The organism is Clostridium sp. X, assembly GCF_055755365.1.
Genome location: NZ_CM146912.1, coordinates 2,136,842 through 2,157,325, shown reverse-complemented (window position 1 = coordinate 2,157,325; position 20,484 = coordinate 2,136,842). Strand labels below are relative to the sequence as shown.

Here is a 20,484-nt window from a genome sequence, read left to right as displayed (position 1 = left end):
AAAATTTAATATTTATTAGAGAAATTTATTAATAAATATTATTCAAGGAGTGTTGCTATGTATATGACAAGTAGTTCTTTAGCTTATGTTTTTTTAGGTATATCTTTAATAGCCTTAGTATTCTTTATATATTTTAAATCTTTAGTTATAAAAACAAAACCTGATAGTACTGCACGTGATAAAATAATCGGTAATATGAAGAATCCTGATCAATGGAGGAATTCAAATTCACGTCTAGCTATTTTCTCTCTATTTTGGAGTGTGGCTTCTCTTATTATTTTTGTATATTTAAGATTTTATTATGGAATCGGATTAGTAAATTCCTTGTATATGTTTGCATATATAGCTGTTGCAGTAGTATCTGCAATATTTATATTAAATTCTCTAAAATCAAGAAAAGAATCAAAATAGACTATGTCTTATATGGCATAGTCCTTTTTTATGTTAAATAGATTTTAGAATTTTCTCCCCTTTTTTTCAAAGGAATATATCTCTCTCCCCAAATTAGCTAAAAAAGGCATTCCTATCTTATAATATTCATACTTTCCATCATTTAAAATATTATTTTCATTTGTATATATAACACTAGTAAGCATAAATTCAATTCCATTACTCTCATCTACAATATATGCATTATCAACTAAATATCCATATGCACATCCGATTTTATTATATATCTTAATATTATCTGGAATATTCTCATTGCTATCTCCAAACATAAAATATTTAGCGTAACTATCCTTTAAATTATATTTAGGACTATCACATTTTCTAGGAACCATACCCATATATTTTCTCAAGAAATCATAATCTTCTTTTTTTAGATTAAATCGTTGTTCATCTGAAACATTTTCTGGAAACATTATAGACTTCAAAACTCCTTGAAGACATTCAATAGAAAAATAATTACTTTTTGAAAAATTCTTAGGAGAGCCTACAAGACTTTTTCCATTATAATAACCTATCCCTTTATCTAAACCTTTCATATTTAATGAATAATCTTTAGAATTATATACCATAGGTTGTTGATAAATTATCTTATCATTATTATAAAATATAAATTGATTAGTATATTTATTTTCCTCATATCCTACTGGATTCCCTAGGCGATGAACTATCATTGTATCCTTATATCCTTTTTTCCATAAGGTTTCATTATAATACTCTTGACCTAAAAATTCATACAATCTATCAAATCCATTATTATCACTTGCTACTAAAACCTTTTTTATATAGTTTTCTATATTAGGATGTTTATCATTAGAGCTATAGTCCACAGTTACAGCACTTTGTGATGCTCTTCCTTTTTCAATTTTCAAGGGTGCTTTTTTATCTATATTTAGATTATTTAACTTTTCTAATGCCAGAGCACAAGCTGATAGTTTTACAGAACTAGCAGGATAAAAATACTTTCCCTTATCTACATTATATGTAAAAGATTTAAAAGATGGATTATTATTCTCATCTCTATTTATTTGAGTATATAGTATTTGAACCTCATGTTTTTGTGAATTTTTAAGAACTTCTCCAAACAAATCTTCTCTATTTTTTAATATATTTTGTACTAAATTATCCTCTAAATTAAAAGGATCCTTACCATAGATATTTATAGCTCTTACCTCTGAACTAAAAGTAATTACGTTTAAGACTCCAATAACCATACACAATAGCAGTAATTTAGTAACTATATTTTTAAATCCCCTCTTCATAAGATGCACTCCTATCAATACATTTTTTTGTTCCTGCTATTATGTAATATAACCTACTTTATTGTATTTTATAAGAATATTGCTGTGTAATTTTATTTTATAATATCAATAAAACTCTTAATAACTTGAGCAGTAAATCCCCATATTACATACTCACCATATATATAAAAATATTGATTATATTTTCTTCTTGCAAACTTGTAATGCTTTCCTCCATTTATTAAGTGGAAAGGATAATCATCTGTAAATTCTGGCCTTAGTTCTACATAGTGACATATAGGTTCATTTTCCATAAAAAACTTTAATGGAACCTTAAACACATGATCTACCTCATCCTTACTAGGATTTATATCTTCATAATTAATTAATTTACCTACAAATGGAAATATAATGATATTATAAGGACTGATAAAATAATCCATATCTCCGATGAATTCAATATTATTTCTGCTTATATTAAGTTCTTCTTCTGTTTCCCTAATAGATGCCTCCCTTGGACTTTCTCCTTCTTCTATAGCTCCCCCTGGAAGTGAAATATCTCCTGGCTGATTTCTCATTGTAAGCGCTCTTTTTTCAAATAGTATATAAAGTTCCTCATTATCCTCTATAAGTAGAATCATTACAGCACTCTGTTTAAATTTTGTTATAGAAGTAGCTCTTCTATTTGTAAACTTTTTCTTAATTTCATCCATAATTGCTCCCCCTACTCTTTTTAGTGTCTTTTTCATATTGTTCAAACCATACTAAAATGTTATACTAAAATCGTATTTAAATCTAGAAGTAAAATATAAATTTGGGAGAGATGAATCTTGAGACGTAAAATATCAACTTTATTATTATTAATGCTATTGCTATTTTCATTTTCTACCACAGCTTTCGCTGCTAATGCAGATGTGCCCTCCATTAATGGTAAAGCTGCTATAGTAATTGATGCCGCTACTGGAGAAATAATATATGAAAAAAACATAGATGTATCTCCAATGTATCCTGCAAGCACTACAAAGCTTTTAACTGCATTATTACTTGCAGAAAATAGGCAACTTAAAGATACTATTACATATACAGAAAATGCAGCTAAACAACCTGATTACTCCCTTTACAACTTAGTAGGAAGAAGCAAAATTGGAGTTAATGACACTATGACTGCTGAAGATGTAATGAAATCTCTTTTATTATTCTCAGCTAATGATTCAGCGTATATGATTGCTGATAACCTAGCTGGCAGTCCTGCAGAGTTTGCAAATATGATGAATAATCGAATTAAGAAAATGGGCCTCAAAAACACTCATTTTGTTACAGCGAATGGATTAGATAGCGATATAAATAATCACTATACCTCTGCTTATGATTTAAGTATAATTGGAAGAGAAGCTTATAAAAATCCTTGGGTTAAACAAGTTATGGCAACTACAAATGATAAAATCGAGATTTCAAATGGCACAATAGCTTATGTAGAAAACAGAAATAAATTATTAGGTCAAAAAATCGATACTGCCTTTGCAGATAAAGTAGGTATCAATTTAAATGAAGTTCCTGCTTCTAATGCTATAGCTATAGGTGGAAAGACTGGATATACTTCTAAAGCTGGAAGATGTCTCGTTACTATGTTTGAAAAAGATGGAAGAGTTCTTATTGGTGTAGTATTAAAATCTGTTTATGATTCTAATGATACTTATGTTTTTAATGATATGGTAAGAATTATAAATTGGAGTTATGCCGCTAAAAGAGTCCCATTATATAAAGCTAATACTGAACTTAAGTCTCTTACTTTGAAATATAAACCTTTAAAATTCTTTGGACCTGAAAAAGAAGTGAAAGTTCCTGTTATATTAAAGGAAGATGCAACTTACTTTGATAATACCGTTAATAAAAAAGAAGCAAAAACTGAATTTAAACTTTCTGAAGATATAAAGGTCAATAAATTAAGTACTGATAATAGTATTGGTAAATTAGTTTTAAAAGAGAGAGAAGCTTCAAGATCGTATGATATCTACCCTATGCTTTCCTCAAAAGAAGTTATGAAAGGTAATACTTTACTATATGTTGGTATTGGTGTTGGAGCAATAGTTATACTTGCTGTACTTGCTTTAATAGTTGCACTTATTTCAAAACTCTTTAGAAGAAAAAGACGAAATAGACGAATGTTTTAACTATATGACTAATCTATAAATGAATAGTGACACTTATAAATAGAAAAATTGAAAAGAAAATTGCTCTTTATGCAATTTTCTTTTTTTATTTTATAGGAAATTATAAGTTTATCCTTTTGTAAATAAACTTATAATTTCCTATAAAATATGGTGTGCATAGGGGGAACCCATTGCCGTAGTAAGGGGGTGCTCAGACGCATAGCGTCGTCGAAGGGGGACTAGGTCCCCCTAGCGAAAAAAATCGGCGTAGCCGACTTTTTTGTTTAATATTAATAATCATAATAAGAAACATTTGACACATATATTGATATATTGTAATATATAAATATATGAAATATGTAATATAAAGAGGTGGAAAACTTGGATAATAACTTTAAAAAATATGAAGAATCTGCCGAATTATTAAAGGCTATTTCTCACCCAGTTCGCTTATGTATAATTCGTGGATTAATTGAAAAAGGTGCATGTAATGTTACAACTATGCAAGGCTGTCTTGGTATTCCACAGCCTACAGTTTCTCGCCATTTACAAATATTAAAGGGACTTGGAATAATTGAAGGTGAAAGAAATGGTCTTGAAATAAATTATAGAATATCAAATCAAAAAATAGTAAGGTTAATACACATATTACTAAATGATGAAGAGCAATAGCTTACTTACTCTTTAATTATAAATCTTAAAATTTATTTAATGGAGGGTTTTATATGAATAAAAAAGTTTTAATCGTTGGTGGAGTCGCTGGTGGCGCATCAGCTGCTGCAAGACTTAGAAGATTAGATGAAAAAGCTGAAATTATACTATTTGAAAAAGGAGAATATATTTCCTTCGCTAACTGCGGATTACCTTACTATATAGGTGGAGTCATACAAGAAAGATCAAATCTTTTAGTTACTACTTCAACTGATATGAAGGAAAAGTTTAATATCGATGTTAGGACTAAAAGTGAAGTAATTGATATAGACACTGATAAAAAAGAGGTCACTATAAAAAACAACGACAAAGGTACTTATACTGAAAGTTATGATGCCTTAGTTCTATCCCCTGGTGCAAAACCAATCACACCTCCTATTCCTGGAATAGACAATGAAAAAATATTTACTTTAAGAAATATGCATGATACTGATAGAATTAAAGATTATGTTGCTAAAAATAATCTTAAATCTGCTCTAGTAATAGGTGGAGGCTTTATAGGGATTGAAATGGCTGAAAACCTGAACCACTTAGGAATTAAGGTAACCTTAGTTGAAGCTGCACCTCATATTTTAGCACCCTTTGACTCTGATATGGTTACAATTGCAGAAAAAGAACTTCAAGACAATGGTATTAGCTTAGTTTTAAATAACGGTGTTAAACAATTTAATCTAATTGAAGATAAATTGAACGTAAGACTAAATAACGATGAAATCGTGACTACGGACATAGTTATTTTAGCCATAGGCGTAACTCCTGATGTTTCCTTCTTAAAAAATACAAGATTAGATTTCGGCCCCAAGGGTCATATAGTAGTAAACAGTAACTTAGAAACTAATATTAAAGATGTATATGCTGTTGGTGACGCTATTGAAGTTATGGATTTTGTCAATGGACAAAAGACAGCTGTTCCTCTAGCAGGACCTGCCAACAAACAAGGAAGAATAGCTGCTGATAATATTTGCGGCATAAGAACAACTTTTAAAGGCTCACAAGGTTCTTCAATCTTAAAAGTTTGTGATTTAACTTGTGCTTCTACTGGAAACAATGAAAGAACACTACAAAGATTAAATATACCTTATGAAGTTATATACGCTTTTCCTCAAAGTCATGCTTCCTACTATCCTGGTGCAACACCAATGACCTTAAAATTAATCTTTAATAAAGAAGGAAAGATTTTTGGTGCTCAAGCAATTGGATATGAAGGTGTAGATAAGAGAATCGACGATATTGCAACTGTTATAAGATTAAAAGGAAATGTAACTGACTTAACAGAACTTGAATTAACCTATGCTCCACCATACTCTTCTGCTAAAGATCCAGTAAATATGGCAGGATATATAGCTGAAAACATAATAACTGGAAAGTCAGAATCAGTACTTCCTCGTGAAATAGATTCAAGAGATAAAGAAAATATAGTTCTATTAGATATTAGAACAGATCTTGAACAAGAAACAGGAACAATCGATGGTTCAGTTCATATCCCTCTACAGCAATTAAGAGAGAGATTAAATGATCTTGATAAATCAAAGGAAATTTGGACTTACTGTCAAATTGGGCAAAGAGGATATTATGCTGAAAGATTATTAAAACAACATGGTTTCAACATTAAAAATGTAACTGGAGGTTTCAAACTATATATGTCCTCTAAATTTACACCAAATAAATTAAAAAATGATTCAGATACCATCAAGGCAGAACATTTAAAAAATTCTAATTCAGAAATCATTAAAAACTTAGATGCTTGTGGTCTTTGTTGCCCTGGTCCACTTATGAGAGTTAAATCAGCTGTTGATGAATTAAATCCTGGAGAATGCTTAAATGTTACTGCTTCAGATCCTGGTTTTTATGAAGACATTAAATCTTGGTGCAAAAGTACAAATACCAATTTAGTAAACTTAAACAGAGATAAAGGAATTATTAAAGCCACATTAAAGAAAAATCTTCAAGAAGTAGCTGCTACCACACAAGATACTGTTGTAATTCCAACTAAAAATAGTCAAACAATGGTAGTATTTAGTGGGGATTTAGATAAGGCTATAGCTTCCTTTATTATAGCTAATGGTGCTGCTGCCATGGGTAAAAAAGTTACTATGTTCTTTACCTTCTGGGGAATTAATATACTGAGAAAGCATGAAAGTTCTGCAGTTAAAAAGACTTTTATTGAAAAAATGTTTGGATTTATGATGCCTAAAGGCTCACGAAAATTGAAACTTTCTCAAATGAACATGGGTGGAATCGGTCCTAAAATGATAAGAGGTATAATGCAAAATAAGAATGTTGAATCTCTTGAATCATTAATGGAAGCTGCTATAAAAAATGGAGTAGAAGTAGTTGCTTGCCAAATGTCTATGGATCTTCTAGGGTTTAAACAAGAAGAATTAATTCCTGGCGTTAAACTAGGTGGAGTTGGATACTACCTGGGTGAAGCCGAACAATCAGGAGTAAATTTATTTATTTAGTATCTATCTCAAAATATTTTATTTATAATTTAAACGTATATATGTCGCCATACTTACTCTAAATAAAAGACGCTTAAAGTTCTACACTTTAAGCGTCTTTTATTATTTTTCTAATACACTATCAATGAACTTTCCATTTTCATAAAATAGCTCTTCATCAGCATATATTACTCCACCACTTCTCATGTCACAAAGCATATCCCAGTGAATTGTGGACCTATTTTCCCCTCCAGCTTCTGGCATAGAATCTCCAATAGCCATATGAATTGTTCCACCAATCTTTTCATCAAATAACATATTTCTTGTAAACTTTTGAATTCCATAGTTTGTTCCTATTGCAACCTCTCCAAAAGTTGAAGCTCCTTCATCTGTTTCTAAAAGAATCTTTAATAAGTCTTCTCCTTTTTTGGCGGTTGCCTTTATAACTTTACCATCTTTAACTTCAAGTCTTATACCTTCAATTTCTTTTCCCATATAAATTCCTGGGAAGCTAAAGGTAATATATCCATTTACACCACTCTCTACAGGAGAGGTAAATATTTCTCCATCTGGAAAGTTAACTTTACCATCACAGTTAATCCACTTTCTTCCTGATATATTTAACTTTATATTAGTTTCTTCTGAAATTATATGTAATTCATTTTTACTATTTAAATACTTTACCCATCTTTCTTGATAATCGCTTATTTTCTTCCATTCAGCTACTGGGTCTTCACTATCTAATAGTCCTGCTCCATAAACAAAATCTTCATATTCTTCAAAGCTCATATTAGCTTCTTGTGCATCTGCATAGGTTGGGAATTGTGTTCCACACCATCTTAGCGATCCGTTCCCCATCTTCTCTGAATATATCTTTCTCCAGCTTGCTGCACCTTTAGTGCTTAACTGAAGCCTTCTAGGCTCTACATTTGAATTTGCTTTTGTATTTCTTGTTCCCCAAGCTGTTAACCAAACATCTGCTTTTTCTAAGGCAACCTTTTGGATAAAGTTTTCTTCTTGTAGTTGTTCATCACTGCTACATTTTAATTTAGCTTGACTCACTTCATGAGAAGTTAGATTAGTCTCTACATGACCACCCGCTAATAGTGCCTCTTTAACAACTTCTACCATCCATGGAGTTGCTACATCTTCACATTGAACAAGAACAAAATCACCTTTCTTAATCCCTGTTGAGTAGTTAACTGAGCAAATTGCACAATTAGATTTTAAATACTCATAAAAATAAATTACTAAAAACACTAAAAAAGATAATAGCAAAGCTAAGCACTACCGTGCCTGTGGATAACCTATTAATTTTTGAAAATTATTTTACGCTACTTTCTTTAAGCCGTCAGGCTGATTAATTGCAATAGTAGCTGCTACTAATGTAATACAATTTAATAAAGCAAATATTTTAGCCTTACGGATTCCTTTGGAACGGATATTATCAGTGCTCAGATATTCCTTTAAGCGAGAGTTACATCTTTCAATAGAGCTTCTTTTATTGTAAACATCTTGCCATTTTTTTGAATCTCTTAAAGGATAGCTATAAAATCTGTTCTCTTTTTTATAATTTACTTTATAGCATAGACCATAATTAGAATTACTACACCATTTCATCCCGGAGGGACAGTTTACTTTATCAGTTGCATGAGGACATCTAAACTTTAAATAGTTTCCATCCTTTCCCCAATACGCTAATGGATATCCAAGAGAGCATATTGGATGAAAGTTCTCATTCATTCCTTCTGGTGGGGCATATGCTCCTCTAGTATTCAATGCTATTATAGGTTGAGCTTTAATAATATGAGTGATGTAATCATAGACTTTTTTATAGTCATAGCCTGAATCCATAATGTAATTCACTGGTTTAAATGTCGGACCATAGGTGTTTTTAAATTTAGCTATTATCGGTAAAGCTATATCTCCATCATTATAACTAGCAGGACTTAGTAATATGCTTAATGGCAATTCACTTTTGCAGTCAGCAAGTATGTGTAATTTAAATCCAAACCACTTTATTTTATTGCCATCTGTATCATTTTTAGCTCCCCAGTTAGGAGAAACTCCATCATTTTTAAGCTTAGATGATGGTTTAGATTTTTCATAAGCATTTAACTTAGTAGAATCTATAGCAACATTTTTACCATCAATAATGTTTAATTCTTTTGCTTTAAATATAAGAGCTTCAAAATCTCTTTCAAGCTCATTAGTGCTAGATATTTTATCTAAAAATCTACTAAATGTTGAGGCAGAAGGTACAGTATCCAAAATGTTAATACCGCAGGTATATCTGAAAACAGGATCTGTTTTAAGTCTATCGACTAGTTTTTTCACTGTTTTAATTTGCTCTAACTGCATTGCAATTAATGAATATAACAAAGTTAAAGGATTCCGCCCTTTCGGGCCGCGCATAGCGCTTTTAGGAGATAAAAAATTCAAGATATTAGTAAAATCTAATTGAGCAAGAATCAACTCTAATTTTGTTTTTGGTTGATATTTTATAATTTCCTCAAAGGATAATAGACATTGTTGTTGAATATACATAAGTGAGGTTCACTCCTTTTGTTGGTGATTTTGCTTGCACTTAATATATTCAACAATTTGGGGTGAATCTCCTTTTTGATTTATAAAAAAATTAGTTATATCAACTATTTAAAAATATGAAATTTGCTCAACTAAAAGTTTTGCTAATTTTTTTAATCTTTGATCTCCCATAGCTTTACCTCCTCTATGAAATTAGCACTCAATGCTTAGCATATAACAATTTATTTATTTCTAAGATAACTTTTCCCTCACTTAATGGCTTTATTAAATAACTTTTTGCTCCTGCCTTTATAGCTTCTATAAGTAGTGACTCTTGATTTATTGCTGAGCAAATTATTATATTGGCCTTAGGGTCAATTTTTATAATTTCTTCTACTGTTTCTACTCCGTTCATATCAGGCATAGTAATATCCATAGTAACTACATCCGGTCTCAATTTCTTATATAGCTCAATTGCCTCATTTCCATTAGAAGCCTGACCAACAACTGTAATATTATTATTTTTTAAATAATTTGATATACTAAGTCTTATAAATTGTGAATCATCAACAATCAATGCCTTCATTCTAATCTCCCCTATTATATCTTAATTTTAATAAATATTTTCACTTTTTCCAATTAAATAATATTTTATCATTTATATCGATATTTAGTCTATATAATTAATTCAAATTATATCTTTTCCATTTATGAGGGTGAATAATCTTAATTTATGATATCCTTACTAGTCTAAATAACTGCTTAACTCTTTTTTACTTGAACTTATGAACTTTCCTTCTTCAAGTTTAATATATTCTACTCTATCTGATACACTTCCTATATAATTTACTAATCTGGAATGGCAAGTAGTTATAAATATTTGATTAGTATTAGATAAATACTCCAGTATCTTAACTACCTCTTTGGTATGATTTTCATCGAAATTTACAAAAGAATCATCTAAAATTATAGGAAGAGAAGGATATATTTCTTTTATTCTGCTCAGCCTTACAGATAAGAATAATTGCTCTCTCGTCGCTCTACTTAAAATATTAGTATTTTTCTTTACACTTCCATCCTTTAATATAGCTTTAAAATCTAAACTTCCCAACTCTTCTCCTGGTAAAATATTTATATATTCTCCCTTCGTTATTTCCTCCAAATACTTAGATGCACCTTTTAAAAGAGAATCCTTTGTTTTCTCAATAAAGCCTTCTTGAACTTTCTTTAATATGAATTCTGCACCTTTTAATGAGGCATACTTTTTTGCAATTGGAAGCAATTCTTTTTTAGCACTATAAATTTTTCTCTGTGCAACTTCTATATCTTTTGTTGATAAAAGCTTTTTAAGTTCTAATTCGAATAAATGCTTAGATTTTATAAGTTTTTCTACATCTTCTTCAATGCTCACTCTTATTTTTTCAGATTGCAAATATTCTTTTTCTAGCTCTTCAAAAGTTGTATACTTTTCAAAATACTCTCTAAAATCTATTCTTTTATCTTTTGAATCTATTATTTTAAACATACCTTTCAAACTTTTTTCAATAATGTCTCTTTCTATTTCTAATGACCTTAAGCCTTCCGCATGTTCTAAGTGATTAATCAATCTTTTAAATTTTAAAAATATACTCCGTGAATTTTTTATTATATTTTCTTTTATACTTGATAAATTACTATCTTCCTCTAACTCACAAAACTCCTCAATCAAACTTACTATAAAATAAAGCTTTTCTTCTATCTCATCCTTTATTATTGTTGCCTTATTTATAAGTTCTTGAAGATTAATTATATCTTTTTTTATATCCCTTATTTGTATAAAGTAATCTTTTAACATCTCTCCTGATATATCTTCTTTTATGCTTAGCATATCTTTATAATTTTGAATTTTAATATTTCTTTCACTTATATTTTTTTCTATTTCATCTAGTTCCTCACTCTTTTCATTAAACGCTCTTGATAACTCTTCTAATTTTGAATAAATATCTTGATTAGCCCAATACTTTTTGCTAGAAGAGTATTTTATAATAATAAAAGTTCCTGAAAAAATCGAAGAAGATATAGTAATTCCTAATCCGATTCTATAATCAATAAAAGCGAGTCCAATTCCTAGAATTGCTACACATAATGCTATATAAAAATATTTACTTATAAGCTTATTTAAGTCTAATAACTCTCTTTTAGGAGCTGTTTTTGACATGATTTCTTTATTAGATTTTATACCCGTAATTTCGCTCTCTAATTCTTTTCTCTTGTAAATTAACTCTTTGTATCCTTCTACAATTTCACTTAATTTATAAAATTCTAGAGCATCTGTATTTACCTTTAATATTGCATTAAAATCGTCTTTCCATTCCTCATTAATATCTAGTATCTTACTCGATATTAATGATTTAAGTTTAAAACAATTATCCTTAATTTCATTATAATTTTTAATTTTCTCATCAATCCCAGAAATATCTTCCTTTATGCTTATAATTTTTTCTTTAAAACTCAGAAGTTTATATATTAACTCTTTTGATTCCTCTAATGATATATTAAAATCTACCTTATTTAGTTTATAGTCTAAGGCTCTTAGATTTTCGTACTGATTAAAATTAGTTTTTAATAAATTTAGAAATCTTATATCTTTATTAACTTGCACAAGCTCTTTTTTTGAATCAAAAATCTTTTTCTCAACATCATTAAGGGCATTTTTCTTATCATAGTATTCATCAACTTGAAGCTTTGCTTTATCTCTCAACCTTAAACCTTCTTTTATCTCTGTATAATACGGCTTAAACTGTGCTGTAGAAGGATTCCCATTTTTTCCTCCAAGCTTTTTTGAATCTCTCTCTAAATCCTTTAAAATTTTCGGAATTTGAATTATTTGCTTGAATCCAGCTCCCAAAAGTATACTTTGCATGTTATCAATTTCTTCTGGATTATCTGTAGAGGTATTTTGTAACTCATCTAAGGTAATAGCAAATAATTGTTTGTAAGTAAAATAGTCTATATTTCCAAATAGCTCTTCAATAGATATACTTTTATCTGTATTAATTCCCTTTACTTCTGGGAGCTTTTTTCCCTCAATGTTTACGTTGAATACTTCACCTTCTATAGTTTCAATGTCATAGCTTACTCCATAGTCCACATTTGCTTCCGGAATACTTCTATCCTTATGTACAAAACCAAAGCCTAAGTGTCTAAATAATCTGGAAAAAGTTGTTTTACCTGCTCTATTATGTCCTCCTATTACTACTATATTCTTATTGAGTTCTTCAATTTTTTCCTCTCTAAAAATCCCAAAATCCTTTATATAAATTCTTTTTATTCTCAATAATTTTCTCCTTTTTCTAATAGTTTTTCTATAATAATCTCTTTTGAAAGTTTAAGTATTTCATCTATGAGTTCTTCATCTAAAACTAGTTTTTCTTCATTGATATCCTCAGCATCTCTATACTCTTCAAATACACTTCCTAAGTTATCAATAAATTTATTTTTGAGATCTTCTTCATTAAAAATTGATTCCATAATTTCATTCATTTCTCTAATAACTTCATTGTTATTTAAATAATCAATAGGAATTTCTTTTGAAGTATTAATTTTTATAGAATCCGTATAAATGCACGTGAAATTTCCTTGGAAATATTTATTTAATCGTTCCTTTAGATAGCTACATACATTGTACTCATCTTCTCTTAGAATCTTATCTATTTCCCCTCTTCCTTTAATCTCCCAATGTACTATATAATTATTTCTAATATCTTCTTCATATAGAGACTTTATATCTAAGGGTATACTTAACTTATTGTTTAATATGTTTTCTGCTCTCTTAAATAACATTTCTTCAATATCATTTAAATTCATTGGTTTAATATCACAATCTGTCTCTATATTAACCACTTCTTTAATCCACACAAAGGATGACGTTGGAATGTATCTTATTTTCGCAGTTAAATCTTTCATAATATCTACAAGAAAGCATCCTCCAATACCCAATTCCCCTATATCTCTACCTTGTGGTACTCCTGGATAGGCTATAAAAGGATTTTTATCATTGATTACTTTGCATTTATGTATATGTCCAAGGGCCCAATAGTTAATATTCTCTATAGACTTTAGTTCTTCAACATTACAAGGAATATAATTACTCTTTTCACTCTCAAGTCCTGTATGTAGAACTCCAATATTATAAGTTTCATCACCTTCTAACTTATAATTCTTAAAAATCTTTTTCCCTTCCCATTTACTTTTATAGGATTGTCCAACAATCCTTGCTACAATTTCTTCATTCTTATAAATATCAAAAACCTCTGGGTTATTATGATCAAATATATATACATTACTTGGTAAAGAGAAGATCTCTCTACCTTCTCCAACAGGATCATGATTTCCCCTTATTAAATAAATATCTATATTATGTTCTTTAAGTCGCTTGCTTTGCTCATAAAAAAAGCTACTTGCTCTAACTGTCCTAAGCTCTCTGTCAAAGATATCTCCAGCCAATATAATAAAGTCTACTGAATTTTTAATTGCCTCATCACAAATTTTCTTAAAAGCTTCATACATAGCTACATTAAACTTTATATATGTATCTTCTTCCTGAATATCACTTATAGCTATAACACTTCCTAAATGTGTATCTGATGCATGAATAAATCTCAATTTGTAATCTGTTCCATTTTTCATTCAAGGTCTCCTCTTCTGAAGTTAAAGTTTTCTGAATTCAAAGTTATATCTTAATTTTATAACAAAAATTAGAAGTATTAAATATATTTTCAAAGTTTATAATTACTGGAACATATAACTATATATCTACATATTGTATTTTGTAGTACTTTTTTAGAAAGGTGAATGAAAGTATGTTTTTTAATCCATATTATAGAACGCCTGAAAAATCTTTTATGAGATTATTTCATGCATCTCCAGATGCTCCTGCCGTAGACATCTACTTAAATGATAAGGTAATTGCTAGAAATTTATCTTATAAACAATTTACTCCTTATATTTCTGTAGCTCCAGGTGTCTACAATGTAAGAGTTTTTGCTAAGGGAACTACTACTAATCCAGTTATAGACACTAACTATAACTTTAGAAATGAAGTAATACAAACTATAGCAGCCACTGGTCTACTGAAAGATATAGAACTTATTCCTTTTGAAGAACCTAAAATTCAACAGGAACCAGGTAAGGTTTATGTAAGATTTGTTCACTTATCTCCAAACACTCCTGCTGTAGATATAACTATTCTAAATGGTAATATATTATTTAAAGATGTGACCTTTGAAGAAGCGACTGAATATGTACCTTTAAATCCTGGAACATATACTCTTCAAGCAAGGCCTACAGGATCATCCGATATAGCTTTAACTGTTCCTAATATTACTTTTAGGGCTGGAAGGTATTATACTATTTACGCTGTTGGACTTTTAAATGGAACTCCAACTCTACAAGTAGTAATACCTCTCGATGGCAGCTCTTATATTGAGTTTTAAGTTACTCATTCGAGGAACGAGAAGGAGTTTCTTACATCAAGTTAGCTAAATAGAAAAAATGTGGTAGAGCTTCTACCGCATTCTTTTTTAACTATTCCCTCCAACATTTATCCATTTAGATAATCTCTTAGGAAACATAGCATAAAACTGAGAAGCCTTAATTAAATCTTCTATTTCAACATGTTCTCTTGGTCCATGAACAAACATTTCATTCCCAGGTCCGAAGCCAATAGTTGGTATTTTATAAACTCCCATAGTTACACTTCCATTTGTACCCATACTCCACTTATCTATTTTAGGGTCTCTATTAAACATTTTTTTAAATGCTTCAGATGCAGCTTTTAAAAGAATATTATCTTCTTCTAAAAGCCATGCTTGTGAGTACTTATCTATAGGATATACAATTCCTGTATAACTAGGCTTTTGAAATTCTACTATTCTAACCATAGAGTTTTCTGCTCCCTTTAAAGCCTTCGTCTCTTTTAAAATTTTTTTTGTGCTTTCACCTACCATAGTTCTTCTTTGGATTTCTATAGTGCATTGATCTGGAACTGAACTTCTTGATGGAGTATTATAATTAATATGAGTTACAGAAATGGATGGCTCTCCTAAGAATCCATCACTTTTAAAGTTCTTATTTTGTTCTTCTATATCTTGTATAATTGGGATAGTCTTGTATATAGCATTTACTCCCCTTTGTGGTGAGCCTGCATCACAAGATAATCCTTTAGTAATAATTTCTAAATTAACACTTCCTCTATTTCCCCTATTTATGTTTAAATTAGTGGCATCAGCAATAACTACAAAGTTTGGTGATATATTATCTTCATTTATAATGTAATTCCAAGCTAATCCCTCACATTCTTCTTTTAACACGGTTCCCGTAACGTAGAGAGTATAGTCATCTTCAAGGTCTAACTCCTTGATAATCTTTCCTGCATAAATCATAGCTGCAATAGATCCCTTTTGTCCTGCTGTTCCTCTACCATATATTCGGTCATCTACAATAGTAGCCTCAAAAGGGTTAACCTGCCACAATTCAGTATCTCCAGCATCAGCAGTATCAATATGTGCGTCCATAGCTAATATTGTTTTCCCACTACCTATTCTTCCAATTACATTTCCCAATTTGTCTATAAATACCTCATCAAAACCTACCTTTTCCATCTCACTTTGAATTCTTAATGCTACTTCTTCCTCTTCTCCACTTACACTTCGTATTTTAATTAAATCTATAAGAAAGTTTATTAAATCATCTTTGTACTCTTCTGCCTTGTCCTTTATTAAGGTTTTTACATCCACTGTCATTTCTCCTTTATTATTATTACATATATATTAATGATATATTTAAAGATTTTATCATTATATATTTATATTAAGGAGCATGTCATGTATTCCAACAAATTGAAAAAAAGCTTCTTAAATTATAGTGCAACTTCCTAACTGACTCATAACTCCTCTTAATCTTGAATGTATATTAGTAATAAAGGAACAAGTTATTTAGTTATTCATATATTGATAAGGTAATTTATACATTTGTATAAGAATATTAGGGGGAGACGTATGAAATTAAAAAGTTTAACTATAACTCTACTCTTTATAATTACCTTCTCTTTAACAGCCTGTGAAAATAACTTAAGTTCAAAAGATAAAACAGATTATGATATGAATAATAAAACTGTATCATCTAAAATTGATACAGAAATAGATTCTAAAATAGAATTACCTAAGAGTGAGCCTAAAAAGATTACTCCTAACATACTAAAATTAGGATCTCTTGGAGAAAATGTATTACTTCTTCAAAATAAACTAAATGAATTTGGATATAACCTTACTTTAGACGGAAACTTTGGTCAACAAACTTTAAATGCTGTCTTTGACTTTCAAAATAGAAATAATATAGCTCTTAGTGAAATTGTAAATGAGGAAACCATTTCAAAGCTTTATATGTCTCCTACAAAAGAAACTATCTATAATCCAAAAGATGTTATATATAATATAGATTCTAAAGCAAATAAAGCTGAAAAGTTTATAAATAATAAGGTTTCAAATAGTCCTACTCAATACTATATCTGGGTAAATACAAATAATCCAAAAGTATATATTTTTAAAGGATATAATCGTCAATGGAAATTATTAAAAGAGATTGCTTGCACAGTAGGAAAACCTTCTACACCAACTATTAAAGGAACTTTTAATGTAGGTATTAAAGGAAATAGTTTTGTTGTAAAAGATAATCCATCACTTAAGTGTGACTATTATACTCAAATAAGTGGAAATTATCTCTTTCACACAGTACTACTATATAGAAATGGTGAAATTGCTGATGGTCGCTTAGGATTAAAGCTCTCTCATGGCTGCATTAGACTTTCCATATCTGACGCAAAATATATTTATGACAGCATACCTGAAAGCACATCAGTATACATTAGTTAGCAATGAATAACTATTTATAAGACGGTGATTAGTGATGGCCTAACAGTCATATTTCCTAATCACCAATGTCATGAACATAATTTAATCTTAGACTTATGAGTTTTTAACTAAATTTTTTATAATCCCAAATAAAAACCCAAGACTTGCCCATACAATCACTATATTTACAGTTGGCAACAAACTTTCTATAAATTCACTTATAAATCTAACTGGTACATAAACGAAAGATAGTGTTGGAAGTATTATATTTCTAATAAAATAAGGTGATATTATTGTAGCTATAAATCCTATCAATATACCACTGGGAGATTTCATCAAGAAAGATAGAATAAAACTGAGTAATATAAAACTTATCATCATATACTTTATTAAAAAATCATTATTCTCAAAAATCACTGAAAAAGCTCCTCCGAAATTATATGAAACTGCTACTCTTAAGCCAAGAAATATTATGCTATATCCTAGTCCATTTAAAATGGTTTCTCTTACTATCTTTGTTTTTTCTTTAGTTATTTTTCTATAATGACTTAAATCATTAATAACTATTAATTTATCAGACGTATCTTTCACCCCCCTATCCTTTATTAACATATTTTACCATATTATGTATAAATTTAAAATGGGGTTTCGTTTTTATTATAAAATAAAAGACTTATAGCTTTTACTATAAGTCTCTAAAATGATATAAATTATATGTATCTTATATTTGACTTTCTTTTTCTTCTAAACATAATTAATGTTACTAATACCCATACTGAAGCAATTACCCACGCTCCTAAAACATCGCTAGGATAGTGCACACCAACATATACTCTACTTACTCCAACTAAAATAGCATATGCAAATACAAGTATACTTAATATATGTGCTAATATTCTATTTCTAAAATGATCTAAAATAAAGTAAACTAGAATCAATGCTCCTGCCATAGATATCATAGAATGTCCACTTGGAAAACTATATCCTCCAACATGAGTATATCCACTTATATCTACTAGCCACTTTCCCTCTGGCCTTGGTCTTTTTGCTATATATTTTAATCCCTGACTTATAATTGCTATAGCTAGAATATTTGTGGCATAAAAGTATGCCTCTCTTTTCTTACTTATATGATAAAAAAATATTATGATAATAAGAGTAACTGTAATAGCAAATAAAGTGTCTCCACTTCTACTAATAAACACAAAAAATTTGTCCATGTATACGTGTCTACTCTTAAATAAATATTCAATTATATTTCTATCAACCTGACCACCATTAGGGTTAAAACTATCTTTAAGCTTAAATATAAACAGACCTATTAATGATAAGGACATAAATCCTAATAAATATATATAGTAAGTTAGATTATTAATTTTACTTTCTCTTTCGTTAACAAAATACATTATATCATTCTCCTTTGTATATGAAATATATCTTCCTATTACCTATAACAAAGTAAGTATACTACGTTTTTACTTCAATGTCATTAATTAACTACTATTAGTGAATAAATAACCTTCTTATATAATCATTCTTTTATGTATTCTTCATACATAAGTTCTCTGCCTTGTAACCATGGTCTATAAGTTTTAAAAAACTGTATCCTCTCTTTTACTGGTGGATGATCATAGGTCCACATCTTATAAATTATATCTGGATTCGGAATCACAATACCATTTTCTGATAATTTTTCAAAAGCTGAAATTGCAGCATCATTATCTTTTGTAAGTTCTATAGCAAAAGCATCAGCTTGCCTTTCTATATAGCAAGAATATGCATTTGAACTTGGCGTTGCTATTAAAAAAAACATATTCATTATTAAAATTATTAATGGCAATGATGCTACATCACTTAACTTATCAAACTTAAAGACTTTTCTACACTTATATATTATAATTGGAGCTAGAGAGTATATTAAATATAACATTATAAAAGTAACGATTATTTCTATTATCATCATTTTTTTTACATGACCAAGAACATAATGTCCTATTTCATGAGCCGTTACAAATCTCAGCTCTCTTACACTTAACTTATCTAATGCAGTGTCCCATAAAACTATCCTCTTAGTATTTCCTATTCCTGTCATATATGCATTTATCATTGAAGTTTCTTTACTCTTATCCACCTTAAGAATATTGCAATTTTCTATACCTGCTTTTTCTGTAACTTTTCTTAGTTCTTGTTCAACTTGTATATTTCCTATTGGTTTAAAATCATTAAATATTGGATCTATAATGATTGGTTGTGCTAAAAACATAAATATTGTAAGTGGTATAGAAATTATCCCAGTATATAACCACCATCTTTTGGGACTCTTTTTAATTATTAAATAGACTATAGTTATAATTAAAAATATTATAATAGATCCTAATCCAAGATCAATGAGGTAGTTTTTTAACCAGGATAGAAAAGGTTGATGAGAAAAGCCAAAATTATGACTTTGCTTATATCCCCTATAAAATCTTAGTGGAAAGTTTATAACACTGTCAATTAAATTATATATTATACCGTAGACTCCAACAGTTAAAATATAGTTTTTTCCTATTTTTCTTGAAAATCTACTAAGCTTTGAAGATAATCCTGTAATTAAAAATACTATAGGTACTCCTAGGCTAAGAACCACCTTAATCCCCTCTACTATTCTATCATTCTCATAGAACCTTTGCCCAATTTCTTCTCTACTCTCTATCTTTTGTTCAACTACTCTGGAAGAAATATCTTCAGCCAGAACTGCTCTTCTATTAAAACTTATTAATTGAAGAGATAAAAGTACTATTATAACAAAAATAATATTTATAACTATCTTTTGTCTCATTAAATCCCACCACCCATTATAATTATATGCCTAAACCTGACCTTTTTAGTTTAGTCTTCCTTATTAAATATACTCTTATATTTAAAAAAAATTATTAAATCTGTAATGTTAATTTATAAAATACTTTAAGTTAAAAACGCTTTAATATTTCTCCTAATATTGACAGCAAATATGCCTTAGTATATGATTAAAAGAGGATTTTCGATGCCTTTTATAATATAATAAAAGGCATTTAAATTTATACATAGGAGTGAACTA

17 protein-coding genes are annotated in these 20,484 nt (G+C 29.2%); 6 read left to right on the top strand and 11 right to left on the bottom strand.

The features are described 5' to 3' along the window. Nucleotides 1-57: 57 nt before the first annotated feature. Complete coding sequence (locus ACX0KU_RS10800) at nt 58-411, top strand: hypothetical protein (RefSeq protein ID WP_472989912.1); 354 nt, start codon at nt 58-60, stop codon at nt 409-411. 44 nt (nt 412-455) lie between these two features. Here ACX0KU_RS10800 and ACX0KU_RS10795 read toward each other — a convergent pair whose 3' ends face one another. Further along, nucleotides 456-1,709 (bottom strand): serine hydrolase, encoded by a 1,254-nt coding sequence (locus ACX0KU_RS10795; protein ID WP_472989911.1) that lies wholly within the window; start codon nt 1,707-1,709, stop codon nt 456-458. A gap of 92 nt (nt 1,710-1,801) precedes the next feature. Next, entirely contained in the window at nt 1,802-2,401 is a 600-nt protein-coding gene (locus ACX0KU_RS10790) for an NUDIX hydrolase (RefSeq protein ID WP_472989910.1), read from the bottom strand. A gap of 117 nt (nt 2,402-2,518) precedes the next feature. Here ACX0KU_RS10790 and ACX0KU_RS10785 point away from each other — a divergent pair, with 117 nt between their 5' ends. From ACX0KU_RS10785 to ACX0KU_RS10775, 3 genes are all read left to right on the top strand, one after another. Beyond that, entirely contained in the window at nt 2,519-3,859 is a 1,341-nt protein-coding gene (locus tag ACX0KU_RS10785) for a D-alanyl-D-alanine carboxypeptidase family protein (RefSeq protein ID WP_472989909.1), read from the top strand. 360 nt (nt 3,860-4,219) lie between these two features. Further along, complete coding sequence (locus ACX0KU_RS10780) at nt 4,220-4,510, top strand: ArsR/SmtB family transcription factor (RefSeq protein WP_472989908.1); 291 nt, start codon at nt 4,220-4,222, stop codon at nt 4,508-4,510. A gap of 53 nt (nt 4,511-4,563) precedes the next feature. Next, the gene (locus ACX0KU_RS10775) at nt 4,564-7,011 is read left to right on the top strand and encodes a DsrE/DsrF/DrsH-like family protein (RefSeq protein ID WP_472989907.1); all 2,448 of its coding nucleotides are present in this window, start codon (nt 4,564-4,566) and stop codon (nt 7,009-7,011) included. A 102-nt stretch (nt 7,012-7,113) separates the two neighbouring features. Here ACX0KU_RS10775 and ACX0KU_RS10770 read toward each other — a convergent pair whose 3' ends face one another. From ACX0KU_RS10770 to ACX0KU_RS10750, 5 genes are all read right to left on the bottom strand, one after another. Further along, the gene (locus ACX0KU_RS10770) at nt 7,114-8,250 is read right to left on the bottom strand and encodes an aminopeptidase (RefSeq protein ID WP_472989906.1); all 1,137 of its coding nucleotides are present in this window, start codon (nt 8,248-8,250) and stop codon (nt 7,114-7,116) included. Between the two features lie 69 nt (nt 8,251-8,319). Beyond that, nucleotides 8,320-9,537: a transposase gene (locus tag ACX0KU_RS10765; protein ID WP_472989904.1), complete on the bottom strand. Its 1,218-nt coding sequence runs from the start codon at nt 9,535-9,537 to the stop codon at nt 8,320-8,322. Between the two features lie 199 nt (nt 9,538-9,736). Next, on the bottom strand, nt 9,737-10,102 hold the full coding sequence (locus tag ACX0KU_RS10760) for a response regulator (protein ID WP_472989903.1): 366 nt from the start codon (nt 10,100-10,102) through the stop codon (nt 9,737-9,739). 159 nt (nt 10,103-10,261) lie between these two features. After that, nucleotides 10,262-12,832 carry an ATP-binding protein gene (locus ACX0KU_RS10755; RefSeq protein WP_472989902.1) on the bottom strand — a complete coding sequence of 857 codons (2,571 nt, stop codon included), beginning with the start codon at nt 12,830-12,832 and terminating at the stop codon, nt 10,262-10,264. After that, complete coding sequence (locus ACX0KU_RS10750) at nt 12,829-14,184, bottom strand: metallophosphoesterase family protein (RefSeq protein ID WP_472989901.1); 1,356 nt, start codon at nt 14,182-14,184, stop codon at nt 12,829-12,831. Before ACX0KU_RS10750 ends, ACX0KU_RS10755 begins: the two co-directional genes overlap by 4 nt. A 173-nt stretch (nt 14,185-14,357) precedes the next feature. Here ACX0KU_RS10750 and ACX0KU_RS10745 point away from each other — a divergent pair, with 173 nt between their 5' ends. Next, on the top strand, nt 14,358-14,990 hold the full coding sequence (locus ACX0KU_RS10745) for a DUF4397 domain-containing protein (RefSeq protein WP_472989900.1): 633 nt from the start codon (nt 14,358-14,360) through the stop codon (nt 14,988-14,990). 87 nt (nt 14,991-15,077) lie between these two features. Here the strand turns inward: ACX0KU_RS10745 and ACX0KU_RS10740 are convergent, their stop codons facing one another. Beyond that, on the bottom strand, nt 15,078-16,292 hold the full coding sequence (locus tag ACX0KU_RS10740; RefSeq protein WP_472989899.1) for a YgeY family selenium metabolism-linked hydrolase: 1,215 nt from the start codon (nt 16,290-16,292) through the stop codon (nt 15,078-15,080). A 261-nt stretch (nt 16,293-16,553) separates the two neighbouring features. Here ACX0KU_RS10740 and ACX0KU_RS10735 point away from each other — a divergent pair, with 261 nt between their 5' ends. Beyond that, the gene (locus ACX0KU_RS10735) at nt 16,554-17,426 is read left to right on the top strand and encodes a L,D-transpeptidase family protein (RefSeq protein WP_472989898.1); all 873 of its coding nucleotides are present in this window, start codon (nt 16,554-16,556) and stop codon (nt 17,424-17,426) included. Nucleotides 17,427-17,519: 93 nt separating this feature from the next. Here ACX0KU_RS10735 and ACX0KU_RS10730 read toward each other — a convergent pair whose 3' ends face one another. The 3 genes from ACX0KU_RS10730 to ACX0KU_RS10720 all read right to left on the bottom strand — a co-directional run bounded on the left by ACX0KU_RS10730 (nt 17,520) and on the right by ACX0KU_RS10720 (nt 20,226). Continuing rightward, entirely contained in the window at nt 17,520-17,996 is a 477-nt protein-coding gene (locus ACX0KU_RS10730) for a hypothetical protein (protein WP_472989896.1), read from the bottom strand. Nucleotides 17,997-18,115: 119 nt separating this feature from the next. Next, nucleotides 18,116-18,811, bottom strand: coding sequence for a phosphatase PAP2 family protein (locus ACX0KU_RS10725; RefSeq protein ID WP_472989895.1), 696 nt, complete (start codon nt 18,809-18,811; stop codon nt 18,116-18,118). Between the two features lie 125 nt (nt 18,812-18,936). After that, nucleotides 18,937-20,226: a M48 family metallopeptidase gene (locus ACX0KU_RS10720; protein WP_472989894.1), complete on the bottom strand. Its 1,290-nt coding sequence runs from the start codon at nt 20,224-20,226 to the stop codon at nt 18,937-18,939. Between the last annotated feature and the right edge of the window lie 258 nt (nt 20,227-20,484).

What these genes read in the sequence shown, in the direction of transcription:
- ACX0KU_RS10790 (WP_472989910.1), bottom strand. Translation starts at nt 2,401, where the DNA reads ATGGATGAAATTAAGAAAAAGTTTACAAATAGAAGAGCTACTTCTATA.
- ACX0KU_RS10765 (WP_472989904.1), bottom strand. Translation starts at nt 9,537, where the DNA reads ATGTATATTCAACAACAATGTCTATTATCCTTTGAGGAAATTATAAAA.
- ACX0KU_RS10795 (WP_472989911.1), bottom strand. Translation starts at nt 1,709, where the DNA reads ATGAAGAGGGGATTTAAAAATATAGTTACTAAATTACTGCTATTGTGT.
- ACX0KU_RS10775 (WP_472989907.1), top strand. Translation starts at nt 4,564, where the DNA reads ATGAATAAAAAAGTTTTAATCGTTGGTGGAGTCGCTGGTGGCGCATCA.
- ACX0KU_RS10750 (WP_472989901.1), bottom strand. Translation starts at nt 14,184, where the DNA reads ATGAAAAATGGAACAGATTACAAATTGAGATTTATTCATGCATCAGAT.
- ACX0KU_RS10720 (WP_472989894.1), bottom strand. Translation starts at nt 20,226, where the DNA reads ATGAGACAAAAGATAGTTATAAATATTATTTTTGTTATAATAGTACTT.
- ACX0KU_RS10735 (WP_472989898.1), top strand. Translation starts at nt 16,554, where the DNA reads ATGAAATTAAAAAGTTTAACTATAACTCTACTCTTTATAATTACCTTC.
- ACX0KU_RS10745 (WP_472989900.1), top strand. Translation starts at nt 14,358, where the DNA reads ATGTTTTTTAATCCATATTATAGAACGCCTGAAAAATCTTTTATGAGA.
- ACX0KU_RS10760 (WP_472989903.1), bottom strand. Translation starts at nt 10,102, where the DNA reads ATGAAGGCATTGATTGTTGATGATTCACAATTTATAAGACTTAGTATA.
- ACX0KU_RS10800 (WP_472989912.1), top strand. Translation starts at nt 58, where the DNA reads ATGTATATGACAAGTAGTTCTTTAGCTTATGTTTTTTTAGGTATATCT.
- ACX0KU_RS10725 (WP_472989895.1), bottom strand. Translation starts at nt 18,811, where the DNA reads ATGTATTTTGTTAACGAAAGAGAAAGTAAAATTAATAATCTAACTTAC.